Source organism: Amycolatopsis sp. NPDC043889 (genome assembly GCF_056435645.1).
In genome coordinates this window covers 105,306-125,533 of record NZ_JBWKEC010000004.1, presented here as the reverse complement: position 1 = coordinate 125,533, position 20,228 = coordinate 105,306, and the positions used below count along the sequence as shown (strand labels likewise).

Annotated in this window: 21 protein-coding genes; 9 read left to right on the top strand and 12 right to left on the bottom strand. The window is 68.1% G+C overall.

What is annotated here, in order from left to right:
* Positions 1–103: 103 nt before the first annotated feature.
* Complete coding sequence (locus AC0685_RS10830) at positions 104–1,045, bottom strand: carbohydrate kinase family protein (protein ID WP_478225331.1); 942 nt, start codon at positions 1,043–1,045, stop codon at positions 104–106.
* A gap of 43 nt (positions 1,046–1,088) precedes the next feature.
* Entirely contained in the window at positions 1,089–1,679 is a 591-nt protein-coding gene (locus AC0685_RS10825) for a TetR/AcrR family transcriptional regulator (protein WP_478225330.1), read from the bottom strand.
* A gap of 103 nt (positions 1,680–1,782) precedes the next feature.
* On the opposite strand from AC0685_RS10825, the gene AC0685_RS10820 reads away from it, so the two are divergent.
* Together AC0685_RS10820 and AC0685_RS10815 are read left to right on the top strand one after the other, a co-directional pair.
* Positions 1,783–2,928 (top strand): acyl-CoA dehydrogenase family protein, encoded by a 1,146-nt coding sequence (locus AC0685_RS10820; RefSeq protein ID WP_478225329.1) that lies wholly within the window; start codon positions 1,783–1,785, stop codon positions 2,926–2,928.
* 73 nt (positions 2,929–3,001) lie between these two features.
* Positions 3,002–3,619 carry a Uma2 family endonuclease gene (locus AC0685_RS10815; protein WP_478225328.1) on the top strand — a complete coding sequence of 206 codons (618 nt, stop codon included), beginning with the start codon at positions 3,002–3,004 and terminating at the stop codon, positions 3,617–3,619.
* A gap of 172 nt (positions 3,620–3,791) precedes the next feature.
* Here the strand turns inward: AC0685_RS10815 and AC0685_RS10810 are convergent, their stop codons facing one another.
* The 4 genes from AC0685_RS10810 to AC0685_RS10795 form a co-directional block, all read right to left on the bottom strand.
* Complete coding sequence (locus AC0685_RS10810) at positions 3,792–4,313, bottom strand: hypothetical protein (protein WP_478225327.1); 522 nt, start codon at positions 4,311–4,313, stop codon at positions 3,792–3,794.
* A 66-nt stretch (positions 4,314–4,379) separates the two neighbouring features.
* Positions 4,380–5,609, bottom strand: coding sequence for an amidohydrolase (locus AC0685_RS10805; protein ID WP_478225326.1), 1,230 nt, complete (start codon positions 5,607–5,609; stop codon positions 4,380–4,382).
* Between the two features lie 11 nt (positions 5,610–5,620).
* A complete protein-coding gene (locus AC0685_RS10800; protein WP_478225325.1) occupies positions 5,621–6,106 on the bottom strand; it encodes a GNAT family N-acetyltransferase in 486 nt (161 codons plus the stop codon).
* The gene (locus AC0685_RS10795) at positions 6,106–7,011 is read right to left on the bottom strand and encodes an aldose 1-epimerase family protein (RefSeq protein ID WP_478225324.1); all 906 of its coding nucleotides are present in this window, start codon (positions 7,009–7,011) and stop codon (positions 6,106–6,108) included. Before AC0685_RS10795 ends, AC0685_RS10800 begins: the two co-directional genes overlap by 1 nt.
* A 73-nt stretch (positions 7,012–7,084) precedes the next feature.
* Between AC0685_RS10795 and AC0685_RS10790 the strand changes: the two genes are divergently transcribed.
* Positions 7,085–8,593: a fatty acyl-CoA synthetase gene (locus tag AC0685_RS10790; protein WP_478225543.1), complete on the top strand. Its 1,509-nt coding sequence runs from the start codon at positions 7,085–7,087 to the stop codon at positions 8,591–8,593.
* Between the two features lie 400 nt (positions 8,594–8,993).
* Here the strand turns inward: AC0685_RS10790 and AC0685_RS10785 are convergent, their stop codons facing one another.
* Positions 8,994–9,713: a helix-turn-helix domain-containing protein gene (locus AC0685_RS10785; protein WP_478225323.1), complete on the bottom strand. Its 720-nt coding sequence runs from the start codon at positions 9,711–9,713 to the stop codon at positions 8,994–8,996.
* A 123-nt stretch (positions 9,714–9,836) separates the two neighbouring features.
* On the opposite strand from AC0685_RS10785, the gene AC0685_RS10780 reads away from it, so the two are divergent.
* The 3 genes from AC0685_RS10780 to AC0685_RS10770 are packed head-to-tail and all read left to right on the top strand — an operon-like array spanning position 9,837 to position 12,054.
* Positions 9,837–10,400 (top strand): TetR/AcrR family transcriptional regulator, encoded by a 564-nt coding sequence (locus tag AC0685_RS10780; RefSeq protein ID WP_478225322.1) that lies wholly within the window; start codon positions 9,837–9,839, stop codon positions 10,398–10,400.
* Complete coding sequence (locus AC0685_RS10775) at positions 10,400–11,230, top strand: MBL fold metallo-hydrolase (RefSeq protein WP_478225321.1); 831 nt, start codon at positions 10,400–10,402, stop codon at positions 11,228–11,230. The genes AC0685_RS10780 and AC0685_RS10775 overlap by 1 nt, the downstream gene beginning before the upstream one ends.
* A complete protein-coding gene (locus AC0685_RS10770; protein ID WP_478225320.1) occupies positions 11,227–12,054 on the top strand; it encodes an MBL fold metallo-hydrolase in 828 nt (275 codons plus the stop codon). The genes AC0685_RS10775 and AC0685_RS10770 overlap by 4 nt, the downstream gene beginning before the upstream one ends.
* On the opposite strand, the gene AC0685_RS10765 is transcribed toward AC0685_RS10770, so the two are convergent.
* The 5 genes from AC0685_RS10765 to AC0685_RS10745 all read right to left on the bottom strand — a co-directional run bounded on the left by AC0685_RS10765 (position 12,051) and on the right by AC0685_RS10745 (position 16,982).
* Positions 12,051–13,436, bottom strand: coding sequence for an APC family permease (locus AC0685_RS10765; RefSeq protein WP_340686630.1), 1,386 nt, complete (start codon positions 13,434–13,436; stop codon positions 12,051–12,053). The genes AC0685_RS10770 and AC0685_RS10765 overlap by 4 nt on opposite strands.
* Positions 13,437–13,531: 95 nt before the next feature.
* On the bottom strand, positions 13,532–14,116 hold the full coding sequence (locus AC0685_RS10760; RefSeq protein WP_478225319.1) for a DUF3558 domain-containing protein: 585 nt from the start codon (positions 14,114–14,116) through the stop codon (positions 13,532–13,534).
* A gap of 24 nt (positions 14,117–14,140) precedes the next feature.
* Positions 14,141–15,424: an MFS transporter gene (locus AC0685_RS10755; RefSeq protein ID WP_478225318.1), complete on the bottom strand. Its 1,284-nt coding sequence runs from the start codon at positions 15,422–15,424 to the stop codon at positions 14,141–14,143.
* A 164-nt stretch (positions 15,425–15,588) separates the two neighbouring features.
* Positions 15,589–16,284 (bottom strand): pyridoxamine 5'-phosphate oxidase, encoded by a 696-nt coding sequence (gene pdxH / locus AC0685_RS10750; RefSeq protein ID WP_340686627.1) that lies wholly within the window; start codon positions 16,282–16,284, stop codon positions 15,589–15,591.
* A gap of 512 nt (positions 16,285–16,796) precedes the next feature.
* The gene (locus tag AC0685_RS10745) at positions 16,797–16,982 is read right to left on the bottom strand and encodes a hypothetical protein (RefSeq protein WP_478225317.1); all 186 of its coding nucleotides are present in this window, start codon (positions 16,980–16,982) and stop codon (positions 16,797–16,799) included.
* Between the two features lie 506 nt (positions 16,983–17,488).
* Between AC0685_RS10745 and AC0685_RS10740 the strand changes: the two genes are divergently transcribed.
* Genes AC0685_RS10740 through AC0685_RS10730 form a run of 3 tightly spaced genes read left to right on the top strand, consistent with a single transcriptional unit; the run spans position 17,489 to position 20,228 of the window.
* A complete protein-coding gene (locus tag AC0685_RS10740; protein WP_478225316.1) occupies positions 17,489–18,493 on the top strand; it encodes an ABC transporter substrate-binding protein in 1,005 nt (334 codons plus the stop codon).
* The gene (locus AC0685_RS10735; protein WP_478225315.1) at positions 18,490–19,443 is read left to right on the top strand and encodes an ABC transporter permease; all 954 of its coding nucleotides are present in this window, start codon (positions 18,490–18,492) and stop codon (positions 19,441–19,443) included. Before AC0685_RS10740 ends, AC0685_RS10735 begins: the two co-directional genes overlap by 4 nt.
* A complete protein-coding gene (locus AC0685_RS10730; RefSeq protein ID WP_340686623.1) occupies positions 19,440–20,228 on the top strand; it encodes an ABC transporter ATP-binding protein in 789 nt (262 codons plus the stop codon). The genes AC0685_RS10735 and AC0685_RS10730 overlap by 4 nt, the downstream gene beginning before the upstream one ends.

Below are 20,228 nucleotides of genomic sequence, written 5' to 3'. Positions count from 1 at the left end.
TGCACACCGCCCCGCTGGGGTATGAATTCCCCTCTACGCTAGTCGAGAATGGGGTCAACGCGCAGCGGGTGAGTTGCTCACAACAGCCCCTTTGGGACCAGGTTCACACGGCGGATGCCATATCGCCCGCCGTCGGCGGTTCGGCCCCGCTCCGCGAGACGGTGATCGACGCCGCTTTCGCCGCGAATTCGAGCGCCGTACGCCAGCCGTCGGCGTCGAGAGTGGACAAGTCACGGACGCCGTTCGAGTACAGCCACGCCAGCAGGGCGCCCTGCACGGTGTCACCGGCGCCGATCGTGTCGACGACGTCGACCCGGCGTGAGGGGACCTGGGCGATTTCGCCCGCTCGTGTGATGACGGACAGCCCTTGCGCGCCCCGGGTGAGCACGACGGCATCGACTCCGCAAGAGGTCCAGACCTTTGCCGCGTCGACCGGGTCGGCGCCCTCGGTGAGCCATTCCGTGTCGTCGTCGGAGATCTTGAGCAGGCGGATATGCGGCAGCCAGGAATCGAACCTCGCCCGGTACGCCGCCGGGTCGGCGATCAGCGCCGCACGGATGTTCGGATCGAGCACGGTCAGGACGCCGCGGTCGGATTCGCGGCGCAACACGGTTTCGTACGTGCTCGCGCCCGGCTCCAGGACCATGCCGAGGGTGCCGAGCGAGAGCGCCGTCACATCCTCCGGCAGCGGGCCGGGGTCGGCGACCAGCCGGTCCGCGGTGCCCTCGGTGTAGAAGGTGTACTGGGCGGAACCCTTCTCGTCGAGCGCGACCACGGCGAGGGTCGTCGGCTCGTTTCCCCGCTGCAGCAAGGCGGTGTCGACGCCGGAGGCGTGCAGCCGGTCCACCAGCGCGACGCCGAAGCGGTCGTTCGAGACGCGCGACAGGAAGCCTGTCGGGACGCCGAGCCGCCCGGCGGCGAGCGCGACGTTGTAGGGACCACCACCCATCCGGGGCAGCAGCGCGCGCAACCCACCGTCCACAGTGGAATCCAACGGTTCACCGGGAACGAGGTCGACCAGCGCCTCTCCACCTACGACGATCACGGGCGCGATGCTAGCCGAGGCGGCGGTGAGACCACCAGAATTGTCAGTTCAGGACATTTTTTGTCGCGATCCCGCCAAGCAAAAGCTCCGACAACGCGGTGAACGCTTCGGCGTCGGTCACCCCGGTGCGCTGACCGACGACACCGGTCTGGATTCCCTCGATGATCAGTCCCGCCATTTCCGCGATCAGCCGCGCGTGCACCTCGCGGAAAACACCGTCGGTGACGCCGCGATCGATGAACGACCGGATCCGGCGGGCCGCGGCGCGACTGTTGAGCTGATACGCGTCCCGCGCCGGCGCGAATTCGGCGATGTCGGTCATGAAAGCGGCCGAAGCGCGATTCAGGTACTCGGAGATCCCGGCGAGGTACTCCCCGAGGATCTTGCGAGCGTCGTCGATCCCGGCGATCCGCTCTTCCAGCAGTTCGGCGGCGCCCTTGAAAAAGTGGGTGACGACCTTGACCGCGAGCTGCTCCTTGCTGGGCGCGAGCGCGTAGAGGGTCGACTTCGAGCAGCGGAGCCTGGCGGCCAGGTCGTCCAGCGTGAACTGGGAGAACCCTTCGGCGAGGAAGACCGCTTCAAGTTCCGAGAGCAGCGCTCTCTGACGCGCGGTGGGCTGGCGGCGCGAGGTCATCGGATCACTATCCCCTACGCGAACGGTGTACCCCCAGCGCCATCTACTGTACGCTGAATCAGCCCACAGTACTGTTTTTAGTACAGCTCAGCTCGGAGGAGCCATGCCGGCGGACCGTCTGCTGCCCAGCACCGAGGCCCAGGATCTGGTCGACCTGGCCAAGGAGATCGCGCGCGAGGAACTCGCCCCGATCGCGAGCAAGTACGAGGAGACCGCGCACTTCCCGCGCGAGCAGTTCCGGCTGCTCGGGCAGGCCGGGCTGCTCGGCCTGCCGTACTCGGAACGCTGGGGCGGCGGCGAGCTGCCGTACGAGGTGTACCTGCAGGTTCTGGAGGAAATCGCGGCCGCGTGGATGTCGGTCGGCGTCGGGCTCTCCGTGCACACGATGTCCTGCTTCGCGCTGGCGCACCACGGCACCGACGAGCAGCGAGACCGCTGGCTGCCCTCGATGCTGGAAGGCGGCCTGCTGGGCGCGTACGCGCTCTCGGAGACCCACGCCGGCTCCGACGCGGCCGCCCTCTCGACCCGCGCGCGGCTCGACGGCGACCAGTACGTCGTGAACGGCACGAAGGCGTGGATCACCCACGCGGGTGAGGCCGACTTCTACACGACCATGGTGCGCACCAGCGACGACGGCGGCCAGGGCATCTCCTGCCTGCTCGTCGACGCGGCGACGCCGGGCCTGTCGGCCGCGCCGCCCGAGCGGAAGATGGGCCTCACCGGGTCGACCACGGCGCAGCTGATGTTCGAGGGCGCCGCCGTCGACGCCGACCGGCGGATCGGCGAGGAGGGCCAGGGACTGAAGATCGCGCTGTCGTCGCTCAGCTCCGGACGGCTGGGCATCGCCGCTTGCGCCGTCGGGCTCGCGCAGGCCGCGCTGGACGAGGCGCTCGAGTACGCGAAGGGCCGCACGCAGTTCGGGCGGCCGATCATCGAGTTCCAGGGACTGGAATTCCTGCTGGCCGACATGGCCGCGACCGTCGAGACGTCGCGCGCGATGTACCTCGACGCCGCCCGCCGCCGCGACCGCGGGCTGCCGTTCCAGCGGCAGGCGTCGATCGCGAAGCTCGTCGCGACCGACGGCGCGATGAAGGTGACCACCGACGCCGTGCAGGTCCTCGGCGGCGCCGGGTACACGAAGGACTTCCCGGCGGAGCGGTACATGCGGGAGGCGAAGGTGCCGCAGATCTTCGAGGGCACGAACCAGATCCAGCGCATGGTGATCGCGCGGGAACTCCGAAAAGGCTGACTCTCCGCGCCGATATGCTCACCAGTGGTCACGTGGTGATCGTGAGACACCGTGGAAGACGTGAGGAGATGCTGTGCCAGCCCTTCCCGACTCCACGGCCGGGTCACACGGTGGACCGGGGTGGGCCATCCCGGATCACCTGCTGTCGGTCGCGGAGTACGCGGCGCTCGGTGAGCCCGATTCCGGATTCACCGAGCTCGTGGAAGGCCGCCTCGTCATGTCGCCAAGCCTCAAGAGGAGACACAACAAGGCGCTCTACGCCTTGGCGAGGCAACTGGAATCCCAGCTGCCCGAACACCTCGAGTTCATCCAGGACATCGACGTCGATCTGGGACTGGTGCCGCCTGGCGAGCCGGGTTTCGCCAGGCGACCGGATCTGATCATCGCCCTCCGTGAAGCAGGCGAGCGAATCGACGAAGAAGACACGATGTACCACGCGGTCGACGTCGTCGTCGTGGTCGAGATCGTGTCACCGGGCTCGAAGCGCACCGACTACGTGACCAAACACGGCGAGTACGCCGACGCGGGGATCCCACACTACTGGATCGTCGATCTCAGCGAGCCCGTCTCGCTTGTCGCCTGCCACCAAGCGGGCGAACTCGGCTACCAGGACGCTCCGGCCATGACCGGCGAATTCGCCGCCGCCGAGCCGTTTCCGGTGAAGCTGGATCTCGACCGACTGCTCTCGTGAGTGGTGAGGACGGTTGGAACCCAATGCCACGCAGCTTAAGTTGATCTTGGGTGAGGTTGGCAGGTGGGGTGAAGGCTCCCTTCGCTGCGCCTGATGCGACGAAGGGCGCCTTCGGCTCTGGTCGCGGGTCACTGTCGTGAGTGGCGTTTCGGGTTAGAACCCGAAACGCCACTCACGACCCTCCGTGCCCCGGCGGGCCGAACCGCTGTGGCGGCGGACCGGCCTGCGGCGACCGCTGCGGCCATCCGGTCTGCGGCGGATAAGGCTGCTGCCCCGGCACGGGCTGAGGCGGGGACTGGAATCGGGCGCCATGCGCCTGCTGAAAACCCTGCTGCTGCGGGAAACCCGGCGGTGCCTGCCACCGCGCATCCTGCCGAGCCGCGGCGACGGCGCGATCCTTGCGCCGTTTCCCGCGGATCAGCATCGTCGCCCCCAAGCCGGTCAGCGCCACCCCGACCCCGGCCATCCAGAGCCCGTGGTCGCGGAACGTCTCGGCCCTGGATTCGGCGGCGGCCTTCATCTCGTCGTAGGTGTCCTCGTCGACGGTGCGGCCACCCTTGGTGCTTTCGCAGACGTCGCCGGGGCCCATGATCCGGCCACCGCATTTGACGATATTCGGATCCTCACGGGCGAACAACAAGGTGACGACCAGGAAACCGATACCGACGACCAGAACGAAGACCCAGCGCTTCATGTGTTACACATCCTCCCCAGTGTGTAACACATGAGAGCACGGGCCGGTCGTTCTGACAAGACCGGTTCAGCCCTCGCGGTACCGGCGTTCCTCGGTGACGCCGACGCCGGTCTCCTCGTCGAAGTGGTAGACCTCGCGCCCCCGCACGAACACGCGCATGGCCCGGTTCATCACGTCCAGCGGGTCACCCGACCAGATGACCACGTCGGCGTCGAGGCCCGGCTTCAGCGAGCCGACCTGGTCGTCGAGGTCCAGCATCGCGGCCGGGTTGACGGTCAGCGCCTTCAGCGCGGTCTCCGGGTCGAGGCCGTCCTTCACCGACAGCGCGGCCTGGTAGACCAGGAAGTTGATCGGCACGACCGGGTGGTCCGTGGTGATCGCGATCCGCACACCCGCCCTGGCGAGGATGCCGGGCGCACGCAGGGTGCGGTTGCGCAGCTCCACTTTGGACTTGGTGGTGAACAGCGGGCCGAGGATCACCGGCACGTCCCGCTCGGCCAGCAGGTCCGCGATCAGGTGCCCTTCGGTGCCGTGGTTGATCACCAGTTTGTAGCCGAACTCGTCGGCCAGCCGGATCGCGGTCACCATGTCGTCGGCGCGGTGGACGTGCTGGTCCCAGTACAGCTCGCCGTCGAGGACCTTGGCCAGCGTCTCCTTGGTCAGGTCGACGTCGAATGGCTTGCCCTCGCCGGCCGCGTGGTCGCGCTGGGCGGCGTAGTTGCGCGCGGCGGTGAACGCGTCGCGGATGGTCGACGCGACACCCAGCCTGGTCGACGGCGTCTGCTTCTTCTCGCCGTAGACCCGTTTCGGGTTCTCGCCGAGCGCGCTCTTCACGCTGACGCCCTCGGCGAAGATCATGTCGAGCACGGTCCGGCCCCAGGTCTTGACGCCGATCGTCTGCCCGCCGATGGGGTTCCCGGAGCCGGGCTTGATGACGACGCTGGTGACGCCGCCCGCGAGCGCGTCGTCGAAGCCGGGCTCGTACGGGTCGATCCCGTCGATCGCCCGGAACCGCGCGCCGTTGGGGTCGGTCATCTCGTTCGTGTCGTTCCCCGACCAGCCTTCGCCGTCTTCGTGGACGCCGAGGTGGGCGTGCGCGTCGATGAACCCGGGCAGCACCCAGCTGCCCGCGGCGTCGATCAGTTCGGCGTCGTCGGGGACGTCGACGTCGGCGTCCGTGCCGACCGCGGCGATCTTCCCGTTCTCGATGAGGACCGTGCCGCCGTCGATGGGATCACCGTCGACCGGGACGACGTAACCACCGACGATGGCCTTGACCAGTACTTTGTCAGACATACTTTGACACGCTAACGAACTGGGCCACCGGTCCGCACGCGGGGCTTTTCGAAGTGGACCAGTTCGTAGTGCTTCTCGGGCGTTCGGTGCGTCTCGACGTAGCCGAGTTTCCGGTACATCCGCAGCGGGCCCGCGCTCCGCTCCCCGGTGAACAGGCGGAACACGGTCACCGAAGGCGGGGCGGCGGCCTCGGCGGCGAGCAGCAACGAGCCGCCGAGGCCGTGCCCCTGCCTGTCCGGGGCCACGATGAGCCTGCCGACGAGACCGGCCTCGCCGTCCACGACGATCCGGACACTCGCCACCAGCCGCCCGGATTCCCTGATGCCCCAGGCGAAACACGCGGGGTCGCCCAGGGCATCCTTGGCCTGCTCGAAGGTCTCCAGCAGCGGCGGGAGGTCGAGGTTCTCGTGCTCCCTGGCCTCCGGGACGTACGCCGCGCGCTGCAGCGTGAGCACTTCGCCCGCGTCCACGGGGCCCAGCCGGAGCAGAGCCGTCATCAGCGCACCCGGATTCCCCAGCTCCCGGTCCACGAAGTGGCGGGCTCCAGGTCGATCAGGTCGGTGCCGGTGTTGAGCGCGTCCGCGGGGCAGGTCATCGGCTCGATCGCCACCGCCCGGCCGCGGCCGACCAGGTCGTCCGGCGTGAACACCTGCGCCCAGCGGAAGTCGGGCCCGGCCCAGACCAGCAGCTCCTGCTCCCCGTGCGAGAGGACGTGGTGGTGGTTCCCGTCCTCGGCGACGCTCAGCCCGCCGAACGCCGTGTCGAGGTCGACGCCTTCGAGCACCTTGCCGGACCGGAAGTCGTACTCGGTCCCCTCGACGTCCTGCTCGTCGGCGTACGGCATCTGCTCGTCGCCGAGATACGGGCGGACCCGGCTCGCGGGCAGTGTCAGGGTCAGCTCGTCGGTGGGCACGTCGCCGATGCGGAAGTAGGGGTGCGTGCCGAGCCCGACGCCGATCGGGCTCTCGCCCTCGTTGCGGATCTCGTGCGTCACGACCAGTTCGCGCGGCGAGATCTCGTACGTGATCGTCGCACGCAGCGGCACCGGCCAGCCCTCCTGCGCCGGGACGTCGATGGCCATCGTGATCGACGACTCCGCGTGCTCGAGAAGCTCCCACTCCTCGTGCCGGGTCAGGCCGTGGATCGCGTTGCCGCGCGCCTCCTCGGTGATCGGGAGCTGCTGCTTCTCACCCTGGTACACCCACTGGCCACCCTTGGTGCGGTTCGGCCAGGGCAGCAGCACCTGCCCTGCGCCCTTCGGCGGCTTCTCGTCCTCGGCGAACGCCTCGACGTAGGGCACTCCGCCGACCTCGAACGCGCGCAACCCGGCACCGATCTCGGTGACGACGGCGCGCGCGTTGCCGCGGGTGATCTCGAACTGCTCTCCGGTGGGATTGGCCATGCGGACGAGGTTACCGGCGGGCGCCGGGAACGTAGTCTGGGAATGCCACGCCCGGACGAAGGAGACCGCCGCGATGACCGTTCCCGGCTACCCCAGCACCGTCGGCCGCGTCCTGGAACGGAGCGCGCGCCGCGTCCCGGGCCGGGTCGCCCTCACGTTCGCCGATCGCGTGTGGACCTACGCGGAGCTCGACCGTGCGGCGGGCCGGGTCGCGGCGAAACTGCTCGGGCGCGGGCTCGTCCACGGTGACCGCGTCGCGGCCTTCGGCAAGAACTCCGACGCGTACCTGTTGCTGTACCTCGGTTGCGCGCGGGCCGGGCTGGTGCACGTGCCGGTGAACTTCAACGCGCGCGGTGAAGAACTCGAGTACCTGCTCACGCAGTCCGAACCCGCCGTGGCCTTCGTCGACCCCGCGCTGGCCGGGCACGTCGGCGTCGATCATGTGTCCACACTGGACGTTCTGGAGTGGGCGCTGGACGAAACCGTCGAACCGCACGAGGAGTCCGGGGTCGCGGACGAAGACCTCGTCCAGTTGCTCTACACGTCCGGGACGACCTCGCGGCCGAAGGGCGCGATGCTCACCCACCGCGCGCTGGTGCACGAGTATTCGTCCTGCATCGCGGCGCTCGACTTGAGCGACCGTGACGTGCCGCTGCACGCGCTGCCGCTGTATCACTCGGCTCAGATGCACGTCTTCCTCATGCCCGGTCTGGCCGTCGGCGCGACGAACCACCTCGTCGAGGCGCCCGACCTCGGCGACATCCTCGCGCGGATTCCCCGCCAGGGCATCACTTCCCTGTTCTTCCCGCCGACCGTCTGGGTGGGACTCGCGAACCATCCCGGTCTCGCGGACGCGGACCTGAGCTGCCTCACCAAGGCCTACTACGGCGCGTCGATCATGCCGGTGCCGGTGCTGAACGCGCTCCGCGCACGGCTGCCGGAAGTCGGGTTCTACAACTGCTTCGGGCAGTCGGAGATCGGTCCACTCGCGACGGTCCTGCGGCCGGAAGAGCACGACGCCCGGCCGGATTCGGTCGGCCGCCCGGTCCTCTTCGTCGAGACGCGGGTGGTGGACGCCGAGATGAACGACCTTCCGCCGGGTGAACTCGGCGAGGTCGTGTACCGCTCTCCCCAGCTGTGCACCGGTTACTGGGGCAAGCCCGAGGAGTCGGTGGAGGCGTTCGCGGGCGGCTGGTTCCACTCTGGCGACCTGGTACGGCAAGACGAAGAGGGCTACCTGTTCGTCGTCGACCGGATCAAGGACGTCGTCAACACCGGTGGCGTCCTGGTCGCGTCGCGCGAGGTGGAAGACGCCCTGTACGCGCATCCCGCCGTCGCCGAGGTCGCCGTCGTCGGTCTGCCGCACGAACGCTGGATCGAGGCGATCGCGGCGGTCGTCGTGGCGAAGGAACCCGTCGAGGAAGCTGAACTGATCGAGTTCGCCAAGAACTCGCTGGCGGCGCACAAGGTGCCGAAGTCGGTGCATTTCGTCGGCGAACTGCCGAAGAACGCGTCCGGGAAGCTGCTCAAACGCGAGCTGCGGCAACAGTTCGGCGGGTCAGCGTCCGCGATCGGCGTCTAGCGACCAGGGGCTGTCCTGCAGGTTGGTTCGCGGTCTTCACGCCCAGGTGTCGCGAAAGCCACTTTCGGGACATCAGGCGCCGCGAACGTGGCTTTCGCGACGTGCTCCGGCCGCACGATCACTTGCGGGACGCCGTCGGCGGCACAGATGTCCACAAAGGCCTTTCTTCGAGGCGAAGATGCCCGATTAGGCCGATTTGAGTGGTTTCACAAAGGGGTCGTGAGTGATAAAGAGGGTTAGAACCCTCCTTGCCACTCACGACTCCACCTGAAAACCGTACATACGAGCATCAAGCGAACATTTCGGCCAGCAAAAGCGTCCTTTGTGGACACTTGAGGAGGCGTAGATTTACAGGACGCCGCCTAGCTGGTCGCGGTGATCGTGAATGGCGATTCGGGTTCTAACCTGAATCGCCACTCACGACCCCGCCCAAACGAGTGAGAAGTTGTTGTGCCGCAAGGACAGAACGCTCATCCCCGGCGTCGAGCAGATCCGCCGCGACGGCCGCCGGGATCGCGAGGTCTCCGGCCCCCGGCGGGCGCAGCACACCGGACAGGGCAGGAACACGAATCACGACGTTGGGTTCCGCACTGTCCAGCCGGAGCCGGCGTGACCGCGCGAGTTCGTCGAACCGGGCGGCGTCCACATAGAACTCTTCATCGCCGCTGCCCGCCATCAGGTCGGCGCCGTGGCGCCCCGCGGCGACAGGCCCGCTGACGACGGCGTGCGGGTCGTCCCGGAGTCGCGCGAGCGGCCCGGCCAGCATCCGCACACGATGGACGCGCGCGCGGCCGGAAAGCAGGCGCGGCCATTGGACAGGCTCGCGTTCCCGCGCGTAGCGCTTGAGCCGGACGCGTTCCGACGGCGAGATCCACGACGGCCGATAGCCGCTCAACGACCACAGGAAACCCCACGCCATCCGAGCGGAGAGCGGCCGTCCGGCAGCGGGCTTCACCACACTCTTCCGGTGCTCGACCGACCGCGCGTCGACCAGCAGCTCACGGCCGATCCGGATCGCGTCCAGCCTGCCGTCGTGCACGAGTTCGCGGACACGCTCTCGTGAAATGTCCAGAACATGCGCCGCCCGCGCGACCGGGAGCAACTGGGCCGAGTCGACCATGTCCGCTCCCTTCGAGCACCGATCGGTTCACCGACCAGTTTACACAAATATTCTGAATGAAGAGGGTTTGTGTAAACCAATCTTACTAGACCGGTCGTCATAGTTTGAGCTACAGTCGGTCGCATGGTCCGCCGCACCGACACCCGGCAGCGCATGCTCGATTCCGCCGCCGAGCTCTTCCACCAGCAGGGTTACCACGCCACCGGTCTCAACCAGCTCGTCGCCGCCGTCGGCGCGCCCAAGGGATCGCTCTACTTCCACTTCCCCGGCGGCAAGGAGCAGCTGGCCGCCGAGGCCATCCGCCAGTCCGCCGACCGGCTGTGCGACCAGTTGCGCATGATCGCCACGAACGCGCCCGACGTCGTCACCGGGATCGAGAACGTGGTCGAAGCGCTGGCGACCTCGCTGGAGGAGTCGGATTTCCAGCGCGGCTGTCCGCTCGCGACGGTCGCGCTGGACGCGTCGGGTGACAGCGAGGCGATCCGTCAGGCCTGTGCCGATGGCTACACGTCCTGGCACACCGTCATCGCCGGCGCGCTCGACACCGACAAGGCGGATCACCTGGCCACCGTCGTCCTCGCCGCCATCGAGGGCGGTCTGCTGCTGGCCAAGACGTTGCACGACACCGCGCCGCTGCGCGCGATCGCCCCTCACCTCCGTGCCACCCTCGAACGGGAGCTGTCCTGATGCGCGTCCATCACCTGAACTGCGGAACCATGCGGCCGCTCGGCGGCAAGCTCATCGACGGCAGGCCCGGTCTGTTCCGCCGCGCCGAACTGATCTGTCACTGTCTTCTGCTGGAGACCGACACCGGGCTCGTGCTCGTCGAGACCGGTGTCGGAACGCCGACCGTCACCCGCCCGGTCGAATGGCTCGGCGCCGGTTTCGTCCGGCTGGTCCACCCCGACAGCGACGACGACCTCAGCGCCACGACCCAGATCCGCAAGCTCGGCTTCGACCCGGCCGACGTGCGCGACATCGTGCTCACCCACCTCGACCTCGACCACGCGGGCGGGCTCGTCGACTTCCCTCAGGCGCGGGTCCACGTCCACGATCGCGAGCTTCAGGCGCTGGAGAAGCCGATCGACCGCAAGGAGGCGAGCCGCTACCGGAAGGTCCAGTTCAGCCACGGTCCACTGTGGAGGTCGTACCGCGCCGACGGCGAGCCGTGGTTCGGTTTCGACGCCGTCCGCGAACTCGAAGGGGTCCCGGACGTCCTGATCATCCCCCTCGCCGGGCACACCCGCGGGCACGCCGGCGTCGCGGTCGACACCGGCGACGGCTGGCTCCTCAACGCCGGTGACGCCGTCTTCCACGGCGGCGAGCTGGAGCGAAAGCCGCACATCCCTCCGGGCTTGGGCTTCTTCGAGTCGTACATGCAGACGGAGAAGACCGCACGACTGGACAACCAGCGCCGGCTGCGCGAACTTGTCAGTAACAACGGTGACGAGGTGACGGTGTTCGCCGCGCACGACGCCACCGCATTCGAACGGCTCAGCCAGAGGAGCAGGCTATGAAGGTGCACCACCTGAACTGCGGCACGATGCGGGCACCGGGAGGCAGGCTGCTCGACGGCCAGCCCGGCCTGCTGCGCCGCTCGGAGCTGGTGGCGCACTGCCTGCTCATCGAGACCGGCGACGGACTCGTACTCGTGGACACCGGTTTCGGCCGCAAGGGCGTCGAGAATCCCGGGGCGTGGCTCGGCACGCCGTTCACGCTCATGGTCGGCGCGAAACCGGTCGAGACGGAGACCGCGGCGCACCACGTCGAAGCGCTCGGCCACAAGCTCGAAGACGTCCGGCACATCATCTGCACCCACCTCGACGTCGATCACGCGGGCGGGCTCGCGGATTTCCCGAACGCCGTCGTGCACGTCCGCACCGCGGAGCACGACGCGGCGACGTCACCGGCCAACCAGAGCGAGAAGCTGCGGTTCCGCGCCAACCAGTTCGCCCACCGTCCACTGTGGAGCATGTACGACGAGGCCGGGGACGACTGGTTCGGTTTCCAGGCCGTCCGCGAGCTGAAGGGCCTGCCGCCGGAGATCCTGCTGGTACCGCTCGCGGGCCACACCAAGGGCCACACCGGGGTGGCCGTCGACACCGGCGACGGCTGGCTGCTGCACGCGGGCGACGCGTATTTCTTCCATGGCCAGATGGATCCCGTGAAGCCGCACTGCCCGCCGGGGATGACCGCCTTCCAGAACATGGTGCAGACGCTGCGCAAGCCGCGGCTGGAGAACGTCGAGCGGCTGCGGGAGCTGAGCCGAGAACACGCCGACGAGGTCACCGTGTTCTCGGCCCACAGCCCGGTGGAGTACCAGTCGCTCAGCCGCGGCTAGCCGACCGGCGGCTCGACGGGCTGCCGGTCCTCTTCCTTGTGCGTGGCCCGCATGACGAGCCAGTTGATCCCCCAGAGCACGATGCCGACGCCGAGCAGGATCGCGGCGACCTTGTAATCGCGCGCGGGTCGTCCGGACAGCGGCGTCACCAGGTAGAGACAGAAGATCGCGGCCAGCACCGGGATGATCGTCGGCGCGCGGAAATGCTGGTGCGCCGCCTTCTCCTTGCGCAGTACCAGGACCGCGACATTGACGATGGCGAACACCGCCAGCAGGAGCAACGCCGTCGTACCACCGAGCACACTGATGTCCACAAAGGACACGAGGCCGATCGCGATCAGGCTGGTGAACACGATCGCCACCCACGGGCTGCGGCGGAACGGGTGCACGGTGCCCAGCTGCTTCGGGATGATCCGCTGGTTCGCCATGCCGTAGAGCAGACGGCTGGCCATCAGCATGTTGATCAGCGCCGAGTTGATGACCGCGAAGAGACCGATCGCGGAGAAGATCTCGCGCGGGAAACCGGGAGCCCCGACGTCGAGCACCTTCAGCAGCGCGCTGCTCTTGGCGGCCTCCAGTTCGTCGGCGGGCACCAGCAGCGAAGAGGTCACGGAGACCAGGATGTAGATGGTCGCGGCGATGACCATGCCCCACAGCATCGCCTTCGGGAAGATCCGGATCGGGTCCTTGCACTCCTCGGCCATGTTCACCGAGTCCTCGAAACCGACCATCGCGAAGAACGCCAGCGACGTCGCCGACGTGATCGCCACCAGCATCGTCTGGTTCTCGGTGTCGAACTCGACCAGCCGCGACGCGTCCCCGTTGCCGTTGAGCACCGCCCACACGCCGACCCCGATGATGATCAGCAGACCGCCGATCTCGATGCAGGTCAGCACCACGTTGGTCTTCACCGATTCGGAGACCCCGCGGAAGTTGATCAGCGCGAGGCCGATCACGAACAGGATCGCCACCAGCGGCATGGGCGCGGTGATGAATTCCTTGAGATAGGTGTCACCAAAGGCCTTCGCCGCCGACGAGGCCGACGTGATCCCCGAGCACATCACCGCGAACGCCACCATGAAGGTGAGGAAGCGAAGCTTGAACGCCTTGTGCGTGTAGAGCGCGGCCCCTGCCGCCTGCGGGTACTTGCCGACCAGTTCCAGGTAGCTGAACGCGGTCATGATCGCGACCACGAACGCGATCAGGAACGGCAGCCAAAGCGCGCCGCCCACCCGGCCGGCCACCTGCCCGGTGAGCGCGTAGACGCCCGTCCCGATGATGTCCCCCACCACGAAGAACAGCAGGAGTTTGGAACCCATCACCCGCTTGAGGCTCGGTTGACCGGCCGGACCGGTCTGTTCTGTTGTCGTCGTGTCCGCCATGCGGCAAGAGTGTGCCGCATCACGTCTGGTGCCGACAGTCCGGTTTGGTCAGTTCTTCGTCACGGGTTGACGAAGCACGCCTTTGGGTAATTCGCTCAGTTGGCGTCGACCGCGGTCTTCACCAGCGGGAGCATCATTTCCTGCGTCATCTTGGTCGGCCCGGTGTAGTTGACCAGTACCGGCACGTTGTCCACGAGTTCGGCGGCCGCCAGCGTCGCGGTCTTGTTCTCGTCGGTGTAGTAGATGGCGCCTTCGCCGACACCGGCGACGTCCTTCGCGTTCGGCTTGGCCTTCTTCAGCGCGGTGACCATCTCGGCGGGCTTGATCTTGTTGCCCTCGAAGCGGGTCACCGCGAGCGCGCCGATCTGCTTGCCGGCGGCCGAGTAGACGCAACTCTTGGCCTTGCCACCGTTGGCGGCGTTGTCCTGCACCGGACCCGGCGCCGACGTCACGCCCTGGATCGAGACCGCCTTGCCCACGGCCTCGGCGGGCAGCAGCGCGCACGGCTCCTTCGACCCGGTGCCACCGGTGGGAGCGGCGGAGGAACTCGGCGCGGCGGAAGGAGCCGGAGCCTGGCTCGACGGCTTGGCCGCGTTGTCCGTCTTCTCGTCCCCGGACGAACAGGCGGAAAGGGTCGCGATGACAGCGGCGAACAGGACGATCGCCCGTGAAATACGCATGGGCCCGACGATAGACCGAACGGCTCAGTCCACCGGGGCCCGGTACCGCCAGAACGACGGGATGAGCAGCGCCGCGCCGATGACCAGCACGATGACCAGCACTCCACCGCCGGAGGCCGCGGCGGCCGTGCCGACGCCGGCGGCGGCCCAGCCGTGGGTGAGGTCGGCGATCCGCGGGCCGCCCGCGACGACGACGGTGAACACGCCCTGCAGCCGTCCGCGCATCTCGTCGGTGGTGGCGAGCTGCAGGATCGACATGCGGTAGATCGCGCTGACCATGTCGGCGGCCCCGGCGAGCGCCATGAAGAACACCGCGAGCCACAGCGAGTTCGCGAGCCCGAAACCGGCGACGGCCGCGCCCCACACACAGATCGAGACGATCACGCCGACACCCTGTTTGCGGATCCTGGTCAGCCAGCCGGAGAAGAGGCCGATCAGCATCGCGCCCGCGGGGAGCGCCGCGTACAGCCAGCCCAGCGCCGGGCCGCCGCCGGGCGGATCGCCGAAGGTGCGCTCGGCCATCTCCGGGATCAGCGCGCGCGGCATACCCGCGACCATCGCGATGATGTCGACGAGGAACGAGGCCAGCAGGATCTTCTGGGTCGCCAGGTACTTGAAGCCGTCGACGATGTCGCGGATCCCGGCGCGGCGCGCGATCTCGCCGAGCGGCGGGATCGGGGGCAGCTTGTAGACCGCGATGAGGGTCAAGGTCAGGGCGATGACGTCGATCAGGTAGAGCGTCGAGAGGCCGAGGATCGGGATCAGCGAACCGGCGAGCAGCGGGCCGAAGACCGCGCCGAAGGTGGACATCGTGCTGCTGAGCGCGGTCGCGGGAGCGATCAGGTTGTCCGGGACCAGCCGGGCGACGACGGCGCCGCGGGTCGGCATGTTGATCGCGAAGAACGCCTGGTTGACCGCGAGCAGGCCCAGGACCAGCCAGACGGAGCCGATGTTCAGGAACGCCTGGAGCCACAGGACGGCCGAGGTGAGCGTGACCCCGACGTTGGTGACGAGCAGGAGTTTGCGGCGGTCGACGGCGTCCGCGATGGCGCCGCCCCAGAGCCCGAAGACGAGCAGCGGGATCAGCGCGACCAGGCCGGTCAGGCCGACATACGCCGACGAGCCGGTGAGGTCGAAGACCTGTTTGGGGACCGCCACGGCGGTGAGCTGGCTGCCGACGGCGGTGACCGCGGTGGACAGCCAGAGGCGGCGGAACGCGGGGATCTTGAGCGGCCGGGTGTCGACCACGATCGAGCCGAACAGCTTGCGGACACCTTTGCGCTGGTCAACCCCCACGTCGTCACCCACAACCAGACAGCTTAGCCGCGCTAACTAACCATCCGCGCGCGATTTAGCTCACCCGTCGCCGCCGGGATCATCCTTTCCCTCGGCCGGCCGCGGCCTCGGTGACCCCACGGTCTCTCGGAAGCGCGTCAGCGCGACGAGGGACTTCACTGTCGCGCGACAAAAAATTACGGCGCGACGCGCTCGATCTGCCAGCCGTCGTCGGTGCGGACGTAGCGGAGCCGGTCGTGCATGCGGTCCTCGCGGCCCTGCCAGAACTCGACGACGTCGGGCCGGACGCGCCACCCGCCCCAGTGCGGCGGGAACGGGATGTTCTCGACGTCGGCGAACCGGCGCTCGATCCCGTGGAGGGCGTTCTCGAGGGCACGGCGGCCGTCGACGACGCGGGATTGCGGCGACGCCCAGGCCCCGAGCTGCGAACCCCGCGGGCGGGACGCCCAGTACTCGGCGGTCTCGGCGACGTTGACCTTCTCCACCTCGCCGCGCACGTGGACCTGACGCTGCAGGGCGTACCACGGGAAGGTGACCGACGCGTAGCGCGTCGCGGTGAGGTCGTGGCTCTTGGTCGAGGTGTAGTTCGTGTAGAACACGACACCGCGCTCGTCGAGTCCCTTGCACAGCACGGTCCGGGAGGACGGCCTGCCTTCCGGGTCGGCGGTGGCGAGCACCATCGCGTTCGGTTCGGGGATCCCGGCGGAGACGGCCTGATTCAGCCAGTCCTGCAGCTGGGCGGTCCACGTCTCCGCCAGCGCGGACTCGTCGAAGGCGGCCCCTTCGTAGGCCACCCTCATTCCGGGCAGGCGAACGACGGCGTCGTCAGCGCCGACAGCGCCAGCAGCGCCATCCTTGATCTCCGGCATCATCCGCCAAACCTCCGTACCCGATCGGGGCTACAACTTCGGCTTCGCCGCCGACGGTATTGCCTAGAAGGCGGCGGCGAAACCCACTGAACGGTGACACCCGCCACCCCTGCCCGATCATCTGTGTGTAGCCGCTGGACCGCAAGCCGTCACCTCCCCGTTACCCGGCGGACCTGATCGATCAAGGTCGAACGTCGCTCCATCCGGGGCCTTGTCCCGAATCGTTCCACCCGTCCGCGAAATCGCGCCCGCCCTCACAAAAGCCGGAAACCGCCTGGACAGACCGGGTCGGCAAGGAATTACCGTCACCATTTCCCGCTTTTGTTTCGTCGATGTTTCGGTACTCCGCGAACAATTCTTCCGGTTTTCACGGCGGGACCCGCGCCCGCCCGAGCCAATTCTGTCGATTGACAGAAATTACTGTCCGGAACATCTCCGTGAGATGTGTCAGCGAAGGCCGGCTCCGGACGCCAATTCGCGTCCCGAAACCGGCCTTCGCGTCTTCTGTCGCGCTGTCAGTTCGTGACAGTGAACTCGGCGCGGACGATCCAGCCCCGGCAGTCGTACGACGCCGTGTACCGCCCCGGCACCGTCCCCACCGGACCGTCGCCGCGCAACGCGACACCGATGCCGCCGGTGCCGCCGTCTCCCACCACCCGCAAGGGAATCGGCGCGGCGAGTCCGTCCGCGACGAGGGTCACCTGCGACGACGGCGTTCGGGCTCAGAACCAGACTGGACGGCCTGGTCGCGTTCGCCTGCCCCGCGCCGGCCAAGGTGGACAAGATCGCCGCCCCCGCGACGCACGACGCGGCCGCACGAAGTTTCATCCTCTGCTCCCTTCGGAATTTTCATCCGCCACCTGATGGACGTACGGCGTCCGGCACGGCGTTGCCCACCATGCGAGAGTCCGCCCTTTGGGGCGAACGGCCGGATTTAGCAGAATGTGACAGCGAATCGTGCAAGAGCCGACGATCACACTAGGTAGACCTTGCGCCACTCGATAGGATCGCCGCCGAGAGCAACGGGGTGATCACCTCTGTCCAGAGTGTTCAGAGGTTTTGGTGGGGGCGGCAGGGTGTGCGGCCGCATCATCCGCTATTGCCGGCCGGGCTTCCGTGAGGGAGTTCGACACCGGTCGATCAGTCCTGCGCTCGAACAGCCGGAACTTTCCACGCCCGAGTTACTCCCCTTCCCCAGGAGTGCGTTGTGATTTCCCGTTCCCGCCGTCTCGTGACGGCGTTGTTGTGCGTCCTTTCGCTGGCAGGCGTGACCGCCCTTTCGGCTTGTTCCGACAGCACGGCCGCTTCCGGCACCAAGGTCACGATCGGTTACAGCGCCTGGCCGGGCTGGTTCCCGTGGGCGGTGGCCCAGGAGAAGGGCCTCTTCGAGAAGAACGGCGTGAACGTCGACCTGAAGTGGTTCGACAGCTACACCGAGAGCATCAACGCCCTCTCCTCCGGCGCGATCGACGCGAACAGCCAGACCCTGAACGACACGCTCGCGTCGGTCAGCGGTGGCGCGAAGCTGTCGGTCGTGCTGGTCAACGACAACTCGACCGGCAACGACAAGGTCATCGCCCGCCAGGGGATCACCAGCGTCGCCGACCTCAAGGGCAAGAAGGTCGCCGTCGAGCAGGGCACGGTCGACCACTACCTGCTGCTGCTCGCGCTGCAGGAGGCGAAGCTGACCGAGAAGGACATCGAGCTGGTCCCGCTGCTGACCGACGCCGCCGCGGCCGCGTTCGTCGGCGAGCAGGTCGACGCCGTCGCCGCCTTCGCGCCCTTCACCACGAAGGCACTCGAGCGCCCGGGCAGCCGCGCGATCGCGACGTCCGCCGAGTTCCCCGGCGCCATCCCCGACCACCTGGTCGTCTCCGAGCAGATGTCGAAGGAGCGCAAGAAGGAGGTCCAGGCGCTGGTGAACACCTGGTTCGAGACCATCGAGTGGATCAAGCAGAACCGGGACGAGGCCGTGCGGATCATGGCCAAACGCGGCGCGGTGTCGATCGAGGAGTACAAGACCTACGACGCGGGCACCACGATCTTCACCAAGCAGCAGAACCTCGACGCGTTCACCCCCGGCGTCACCCCCGCCCACCTCAACTTCCAGGCGGGCAAGATCGCCGAATTCATCGTCTCCAACGGCCTCGCCCAGAGCAGGCCGAACTTCGACGGGCTGTTCGACGACCAGTACGTGAAGGCGGTGAAGTGAGCGCCACGGACGCGTCGGGGCGGGCCGCTCAGCGGACGGACGCCGCGGACGAGGCCGAAGCGCGCCGCCTCGACGACGAACAGCGGCTCGCCGAGGCGCAGGAGGAGCGGCGCGGCACGCGACCGGACTGGTCGCCGCTGCCCCGCCGGGCAGGCCTCAAGCCGAACGCCTCGCCGCTGCTCTCGCTCCGGACGCCGATCCCCGCGCGCTGGCGGTGGGCGCTGGCGGTGGCCTCGTTCGTGATCCCGCTGCTGGTCTGGGTGACGCTCAACGCGCTGGGCACGATCAAGCCGATGTTCCTCCCGACGCCGGTCGCGGTGTTCGACGCGCTGCTGAAGATGATCGAGTCGGGCGAACTGTTCAGCGACCTCTGGGCCACCACCCAGCGGGTGCTGCTCGGGTTCGGGCTCGCGGTGCTCGTCTCGGTGCCGCTCGGCATCGTGATGGGGACGTTCGACGCGGGGCTGGCGCTGTTCGAGCCGGTCATCGCGATGCTGCGCTACCTGCCGGCGAGCGCGTTCATCCCGCTGCTGATGATCTGGCTCGGCCTCGGCGAACCGTCGAAGGTCGCCGTCCTGTTCCTCGGCACGGTCTTCTTCAACACGCTGATGACCGCCGACGCCGTCCGCGGGGTACCGCGTTCCCTGATCGACGTGTCCTACACGCTCGGCGCGCGGCGCGGCGAGGTCCTGCGCAAGGTGATCGTCCCGCACGCGCTGCCCGGCATGATCGACGCGACCCGCGTCAACGCCGCGGCCGCGTGGAACTTCGTGGTGGTCGCCGAGCTGATCAACGCCACCGCCGGGCTCGGCCTGCGGATCATGCGGGCGCAGCGGTTCACCCAGACCGACCGGATCTTCGCGCTGCTGATCGTGATCGGCCTGCTCGGGCTGGTCATCGACATCGCCTTGCGGCTCCTGCGGGCCAGGGTCGGGAAGTGGGCGGCATGACGCTTCAGCTGAAGGCCGTCGCCAAGGACTACACGGTCCGCGGCAAGACCACCCGGGCGCTCGACGGGATCGACCTCGACGTCGCTCGCGGCGACTTCGTCTGCGTCGTCGGCGCGAGCGGGTCCGGCAAATCGACCCTGCTGTCGCTGATCGCGGGACTGACCGAACCGACCGACGGCCTGATCACCCTCGACGGTGACGCGGTGACCGGGCCCGGCCCGGAACGCGGGCTGGTGTTCCAGCACGGCGCGCTGTACCCGTGGCGCACCGTGGAGGGCAATGTCGCGTTCGGGCTCGAACTGCTGAGCCTCGACAAGGCCGAACGCGCACGCCGCGTCGACTGGTATCTCGACGAGACCGGGCTCGATCACCTGCGGAAGTCGTTGCCCAAACAGCTTTCCGGCGGGCAGAAGCAGCGGGTCGCGATCGCGCGGGCGCTGGCGTGCGAACCCGACGTGCTGCTGCTGGACGAGCCTTTCGGCGCGCTGGACGTCCAGACCAAAGAGGACATGCAGGTCCTGATCCGCCGGATCTGGACCGACACGCACACCACCGTGCTGATGGTGACCCACGACGTCGAAGAGGCCGTGTTCCTCGGCCGCCGCGTCGTGGTGCTGGCCTCGGATCCGGGCCGGGTGGCCGCCGACATCGTGGTCGACCTGCCCGCCGAACGCGACCTCGCGGTCAAACGCGCGCCGGAGTTCGTCGCGCTGCGCGCGTCCATCGAAGACCTCGTCCGGGAACAGCACCGCGGACACCTCGGGCGGAGCCGGGGAGAAAGGTGA